7 protein-coding genes are annotated in these 6,523 nt (G+C 53.0%); all 7 read left to right on the plus strand.

The genetic code is table 11. From position 1 onward, the window contains the following. A partial coding sequence (gene purL, locus KDK13_RS02475; RefSeq protein WP_257283235.1) for a phosphoribosylformylglycinamidine synthase occupies nt 1-2,292 on the plus strand: 2,292 nt, incomplete at its 5' end. A 46-nt stretch (nt 2,293-2,338) separates the two neighbouring features. Further along, nucleotides 2,339-2,809 (plus strand): glycine zipper 2TM domain-containing protein, encoded by a 471-nt coding sequence (locus KDK13_RS02480; RefSeq protein ID WP_257283237.1) that lies wholly within the window; start codon nt 2,339-2,341, stop codon nt 2,807-2,809. 30 nt (nt 2,810-2,839) lie between these two features. Next, on the plus strand, nt 2,840-3,142 hold the full coding sequence (locus tag KDK13_RS02485; RefSeq protein ID WP_257283238.1) for a hypothetical protein: 303 nt from the start codon (nt 2,840-2,842) through the stop codon (nt 3,140-3,142). Nucleotides 3,143-3,449: 307 nt separating this feature from the next. After that, nucleotides 3,450-3,578, plus strand: a complete 129-nt coding sequence (locus KDK13_RS02490; RefSeq protein ID WP_257283239.1) for a hypothetical protein — start codon at nt 3,450-3,452, stop codon at nt 3,576-3,578. A gap of 4 nt (nt 3,579-3,582) precedes the next feature. Further along, nucleotides 3,583-4,431, plus strand: a complete 849-nt coding sequence (locus KDK13_RS02495) for a sulfurtransferase (protein WP_257283241.1) — start codon at nt 3,583-3,585, stop codon at nt 4,429-4,431. 76 nt (nt 4,432-4,507) lie between these two features. Further along, entirely contained in the window at nt 4,508-5,872 is a 1,365-nt protein-coding gene (locus KDK13_RS02500) for a class II 3-deoxy-7-phosphoheptulonate synthase (protein ID WP_257283242.1), read from the plus strand. Between the two features lie 14 nt (nt 5,873-5,886). Next, complete coding sequence (locus KDK13_RS02505; protein WP_257283243.1) at nt 5,887-6,432, plus strand: O-acetyl-ADP-ribose deacetylase; 546 nt, start codon at nt 5,887-5,889, stop codon at nt 6,430-6,432. Nucleotides 6,433-6,523 lie beyond the last annotated feature (91 nt).

The following is a 6,523-nucleotide window of genomic DNA, read 5'->3' on the forward strand; positions in this document are numbered from 1 at the left end:
CACATCCTTGTGACAACTGCATCCATGCAAGATCTACGTTATGTCATGGCGGTGGCAGCAGAAGACCTTCCCCGGTTCGAGGAGATCTGTCAGCAGGAGCGCTGTCCTTATGCCGTGGTTGGTGAAGCGACGGAAGAGCAGCGACTGTTGCTGGATGACAGTCATTTCAACAATCACCCGGTGGATATGCCGCTGGATGTATTGCTGGGTAAACCACCCAGGATGCACCGTGAGGTTCAGCGTCAGCCGTTTGAGCGTGATCCCCTGGACCTCACTGACGTTAAACTGCTTGAAGCGATGGAACGGGTCTTGAAGTTGCCATCCGTCGCCAGCAAGAATTTCCTGATCACTATTGGCGACCGTACCATTACCGGTCTGGTTAATCGTGACCAGATGGTGGGTCCCTGGCAGGTACCTGTGGCTGACTGTGCGGTTACCGCAACGGCTTTTGAAGGATATACCGGCGAAGCCATGTCGATGGGCGAACGAACCCCGCTTGCCCTGATCAATGCACCTGCTTCCGGTCGAATGGCCATTGGTGAGGCGATCACCAATATCTCTGCGGCCCGTATCGGTAAAATCGGCGACATCAAACTGTCGGCCAACTGGATGGCCGCAGCAGGCCATCCCGGTGAAGATGAAAACCTGTTCGATACGGTTAAAGCGGTGGGTATGGAGCTTTGCCCGGCACTGGGTATTGCTATTCCAGTGGGTAAGGACTCCATGTCCATGAGAACCCAATGGCAGGAAAAAGGTGAAGATAAGTGTGTCACTTCACCGCTGTCGCTGGTTATCTCGGCATTCGCCCCGGTCCAGGATATTCGCAAGACGGTGACGCCTCAGCTGAGGACGGATCAGGGTGATACCGATCTGCTGTTGATTGACCTTGGCCGGGACCATAACCGACTGGGTGGTTCAGCACTGGCCCAGGTGTATGGTCAGGTAGGTGACATTGCGCCGGACGTTAACTCTGCGCAAGACCTGAAAGATTTTTTTAATGCCATTCAGGAGCTGATGGATAAAGATCTGTTGCTGGCCTATCACGACCGCTCTGACGGTGGCCTGTTTACCACCCTGGTTGAGATGGCTTTTGCTGGCCGTACGGGTATTGCTGTTGATCTGGATAAACTGGTGGGTAATAAGTCCATGGTTTTGCCTGCTCTCTTTAATGAAGAGCTGGGTGCTGTTATCCAGGTGCGCCACCGTAAGAAAGGGGTTGTCAAGGATATCCTGGCTCAGCATGGGCTGGCCGCCTGCTCTCACACCATTGGTACACTGGTTGAGGGTCAGCGGGTATCGTTCCGGTTCAATGGTTCCGAGCTGGTCAGTGAAAGCCGGATCAAGTTCCAGCGCTGGTGGGCAGAAACCAGCTATCGCATTCAGGCGCTGCGGGACAACCCGGAGTGTGCCCGACAGGAGTTCGACAACCTGCTGGATGACAGTGATGAAGGTCTCCATGCCTCTCTGCCTTACGATATCTCTCAGGATGTGGCAGCGCCTTACATTAACACCGGGGTCCGTCCAGCCATGGCCATTCTGCGGGAGCAGGGCGTCAATGGTCAGGTAGAAATGGCTGCAGCCTTTGACCGGGCTGGTTTCACATCGGTGGATGTGCACATGAGCGATATTCTCTCCGGCCGACGGACTCTGGATGAATTTAAGGGACTGGTGGCCTGCGGTGGCTTCTCTTATGGGGATGTGCTGGGAGCCGGAGAAGGTTGGGCCAAGTCCATTCTCTTTAATGAACAGGCCCGTGATCAGTTTGCCCGTTTCTTCGATCGTCGCGACAGTTTTGCCCTGGGTATATGCAACGGCTGTCAGATGCTCTCTAATCTGCATGACCTGATTCCCGGTGCTGACTATTGGCCTCACTTTGTCCGCAACCAGTCTGAGCAGTTTGAGGCCCGGGTAGCGATGGTTGAGGTTCAGAAAAGCCGTTCAATCTTCTTCCGGGGGATGGAGGGTGCCCGTATGCCCATTGCCGTTGCCCATGGGGAAGGGTATGCCGAGTTTGCCGATCCGGCTCATTTGCAGCGGCTGGCGATCAGTGGCCAGGTGTCTTTGAAGTTTGTGGATAACCAGGGTAAGCCCACCACACGCTACCCCTACAATCCCAACGGCTCAGTGCAGGGAATTACCGGCCTGACCTCTGCCGATGGTCGGGTAACCATTATGATGCCCCATCCTGAGCGGGTATTCCGTACGGTTCAAAACAGCTGGCACCCGGATCACTGGGGAGAAGATGCTCCGCTGATGAGAATGTTCCGGAACGCACGGGTCTGGGTCGGTTGACAGGAAAGGTCTTTCCTGTTTTACCCGGCTTTAAGGAGGTGAAGTCATGAATTTGAGACGCTACGGGGCCATATTGCCCATCACTTTTGCCATTCTGTTGTCAGGTTGTATGACCGACAGTACAGGGACAACGTATTCAAGCAGTGAGGCCCGGCGAATACAGAACGTCAGCTTTGGTACTATTTCCGAGTTGCAATATGTCAAACTGGAAGGCACTGAAGGAGCTGTGGGTACTGTGGCCGGTGCGGCTATTGGCGGTATCGCCGGTTCCAGTGTTGGCGGGGGTAGAGGCAGTGATATTGCCGCTATCCTGGGCGGAGTTGCCGGTGGTGTGCTGGGGAATATGGCTGAAAAAGAGCTGACCACACAGCGGGGCATTGAAATGACCATCCGGCTTGATAGCGGTAAATACATTTCGGTGGTTCAGGAAGCCAATCCGGGAGCGCCATTGCAGGTTGGTGATACGGTTAAGATTCTGACGCAGAGGAATATAACCAGAGTCGTAAAGATGCAATAAAATGTTTAACAGGGGCATGGGTGAGGATGTATGAACAAGATAATGGCAATACTGGCGGTTCTTCTTGTGCTTGGTGCGGCAGGTTGGTTTTTTCTGAACAAACACGATGAGCCTGAAGTTCTACCCGTGACGGATGTCATTTCAATACACCAGGACGTAGCAGAAATGCCGGTAGAGGAGGGTGTGTACTCTTCAGATATGGAATTTGACGAGTCTTCTGAAGAAACCCGAATCATTTTGGAAACGCCGGATAATGGAGAGTTGAGTGTCCTGCTTTCGGAAAAAGTGCTTCGTGACGACAAGGTAGTGGACAAGTCGGCAACCGGGAAATGACGAAAGCGTGAGATATGTCTCACAACCTTTCCGTTTAATCACTGCTATTGCCATCACGAGTGTACTGATAACGTAAATCTTGCATGGATGCAGTTGTCACAAGGATGTGACATCCCACCAGCCCCGCTGGTGGGTTTAATTACTCTCCTTAACTTTTCTTTCCTTCACACTCCTCTTTCATTTGAACTACGGTAATCAGGGCTTCTTGCAAAGCCTCTTCCATTTTTTTTTACTGTGAAGCCAAAATAAACCGGCACAAATGCCCATGGCGCGTGGAAATATTTTGCGCCACTCTCAGGGATGAACAATGGTTAGGCAAAATATTTTTCACGGCAAATGTTTTATGGTGGTGTGTTACCTGCCACTGCCACCCTTGCTTCCATTGAATGAGTACATGATGGTAAAGCGCTATCTGACAGAAGCCAGACAGAGGTGAGTAGATGACTTTATTAATAGAGCCGGAGATGCTGGCAACCCTGATGAAAGATAAACATCTGGTTGTTCTGGATGCTCGATTCAGTCTTGCTGACCCGAAACAGGGGCGGGTGATGTATAGCCAGGGACATATTCCGGGAGCACGCTATGCTGATCTTGAATCAGATCTCTCCGGTTTGATTATTCCCGGTAAAACCGGCAGGCATCCGCTGCCTGAGCAGGCAGACTGGCAGGCAACGCTTCGTCGTTGGGGGATTGACCGGGACGCTCAGGTGGTTGTCTATGACGATGGCGGTCATGCCATGGCGGCAAGGGCCTGGTGGCTGTTGCGCTGGGCGGGTATTACTCACGCCATGATTCTGCATGGCGGCATGAAAGCCTGGCAGGCGGGCCGTTATCCTGTGACCACCGATGTGCCTGAGGTGGTGGAAAGTCAGGGTGATTTTACCATAGGCCATATGCCCACGGTTTCCGCGCAGGATCTGATGGCGCAGTTAGAAACTGAAGGTGGCCCTGGGCATAAACTGATTGATGCCAGGGCTTATGAACGATTCCGTGGCGAAGAAGAAACCATGGACTCCCTGGCTGGACACATCCCCGGGGCAGTATGTCATCCATTCACTGAAAATCTGGATGACAACGGCCGTTTTTTTTCAGCGGACCACTTGCGGGAAATATTTACATCTCTGGTGGGTGAGGATTCCCGGCCAGTCTTCTACTGTGGTTCCGGTGTTACCGCCTGCCATAATATTTTTGCCATGGAGCTTGCCGGTTTGTCGGGTGCAACGCTGTATCCCGGCTCATGGAGCGAATGGATAACAGACTCCCGGCATCCCGTTGCCAGAGGCCGATAGCCTTTCAGAGTAACTTTGATGATGTTATTCAGGTAGAATGGCTGTTTTTGGCGAGTGTGAAAGAGCTGGTGACTTAATGAATTCATGGAATGTTGATAGCTGGAGGCATATGCCGTTGATCCAGCTGCCAGAATACCCCGACCAGGAACAATTGAGCCGGGTTGAGCAGGAACTTGCTGCAATGCCTCCACTGGTTTTTGCGGGTGAAGTGAATGAGTTGAGAAACCGGCTGGCAGAAGCGACTGAAGGCAAAGCATTTCTGCTGCAGGGAGGGGACTGTGCAGAGAGCTTCCTGGAATTTTCGGCCAATAACATCCGCGACACGTTCAAAGTCATGATGCAGATGGCGGTAGTGCTCACCTTTGGCGCTGCCTGCCCGGTGATCAAGGTAGGGCGTTTGGCTGGCCAATTTGCCAAGCCAAGAACTTCTGGCACTGAAACCATCAATGGTGTTGAGTTACCGATCTATCGCGGTGATATCATTAACGCCACCGAGTTTACCCCGGCGGCTCGTAATCCGGACCCCCAGAGAATGCTGCAGGCCTATCACCAGGCGGCTGCCACTCTGAACCTGTTGCGTGCTTTTGCCCAGGGTGGCCTGGCCTCTCTGGAACAGGTGCATGCCTGGAATCTGGATTTTGTTGCAAACAGCCCGCAGACTGATCAGTACCGCTACATGGCTGACCGAATCGATGAATCACTGGATTTCATGAGAGCCTGCGGCATCTCTGCAGAGCATTCATCCACCATCCGTGAAACCGCGTTTTATACTTCCCATGAAGCGTTGCTACTGCCCTACGAGCAAGCGCTGACCCGCCGTGACAGCCTCTCCGGTGACTGGTATGACTGCTCAGCCCATATGCTCTGGGTGGGTGACCGTACCCGCCAGGTGGATGGGGGCCATGTTGAATTTGTCCGTGGCATTGAAAACCCGATCGGTCTGAAAGCAGGCCCAACCCTGCCACCGGATGACCTGATTCGACTGATTGACCGGATCAACCCGGAGAATATGCCCGGCAAGTTGAACATCATCGTTCGTATGGGCGCTGACAATGTAGAGAAAGGCTTGCCGCCATTGTTGAAAGCCGTTCAGCGTGAAGGGCGCAATGTGCTCTGGAGCTGTGATCCAATGCACGGGAATACCTATAAGGCCGGCAATGGCTATAAAACCCGTGAAGTATCGAAAATTCTCTCAGAAGTAGAGCAGTTCTTTGCGGTTCACCGCGCTGAGGGAACCTATGCCGGCGGCGTTCATTTTGAGATGACAGGCCAGAATGTGACAGAGTGTGTCGGTGGTGCCCGTGCCGTGACGGAGGATCATCTGGGTAATCGTTATCACACCCACTGTGATCCTCGCCTGAACGCCGACCAGGCGCTGGAACTGGCATTTCTGATTGCTGATACCTTGAAGAAGTGCCGCAAGTTAAGCGATAAAGCATAGCTGAGGCTCCAATCATGAAAGACCGCATTGACATCATCCAGGGTGATATTACGACATTAACTGTGGATGCCATTGTTAATGCGGCCAACAGCGGTCTTCTTGGTGGAGGTGGGGTTGATGGTGCCATCCATCGGGCTGCCGGGCCTGAACTTCTTATTGCCTGCCGGGAGATCGGAGGCTGTCCCACTGGTGAAGTGCGGGTAACCCCGGCATTTCACCTGCCTGCAAATTATGTTTTCCACGGGGTTGGCCCGATCTGGCAGGGAGGTGGGGCAGGTGAACCTGGTCTGCTCCGGGCCTGTTATCGCAATGCCCTTGTGGAGGCCTCAAACCGTCAGCTGTCGTCGATAGCCTTTCCCGCCATCAGCTGTGGTGTTTATGGTTACCCACGTCATGAGGCAGCCGACATTGCATTGAGCGAGGTTCGTCAGTGGCTGGGCGGGCATGAGCATCCTCGCAAGGTTGTATTTGTTCTGTTTAACCAGCCCATGGCAGATCTGTATGAACAGCTTTTAGCCAGTAAGTGTAAAAAACAGACATATTTTTCTGATGGCTGTTGACTTATTGTTCAAAAACAATATGATAAGCGTTGTTTGACGGGGTATAGCGCAGTCTGGTAGCGCGCCTGCTTTGGGAGCAGGATGTCGGGAG

The organism is Endozoicomonas sp. SESOKO1 (assembly GCF_024606265.1).
In the GTDB taxonomy this organism is placed as follows: Bacteria; Pseudomonadota; Gammaproteobacteria; order Pseudomonadales; family Endozoicomonadaceae; genus Endozoicomonas.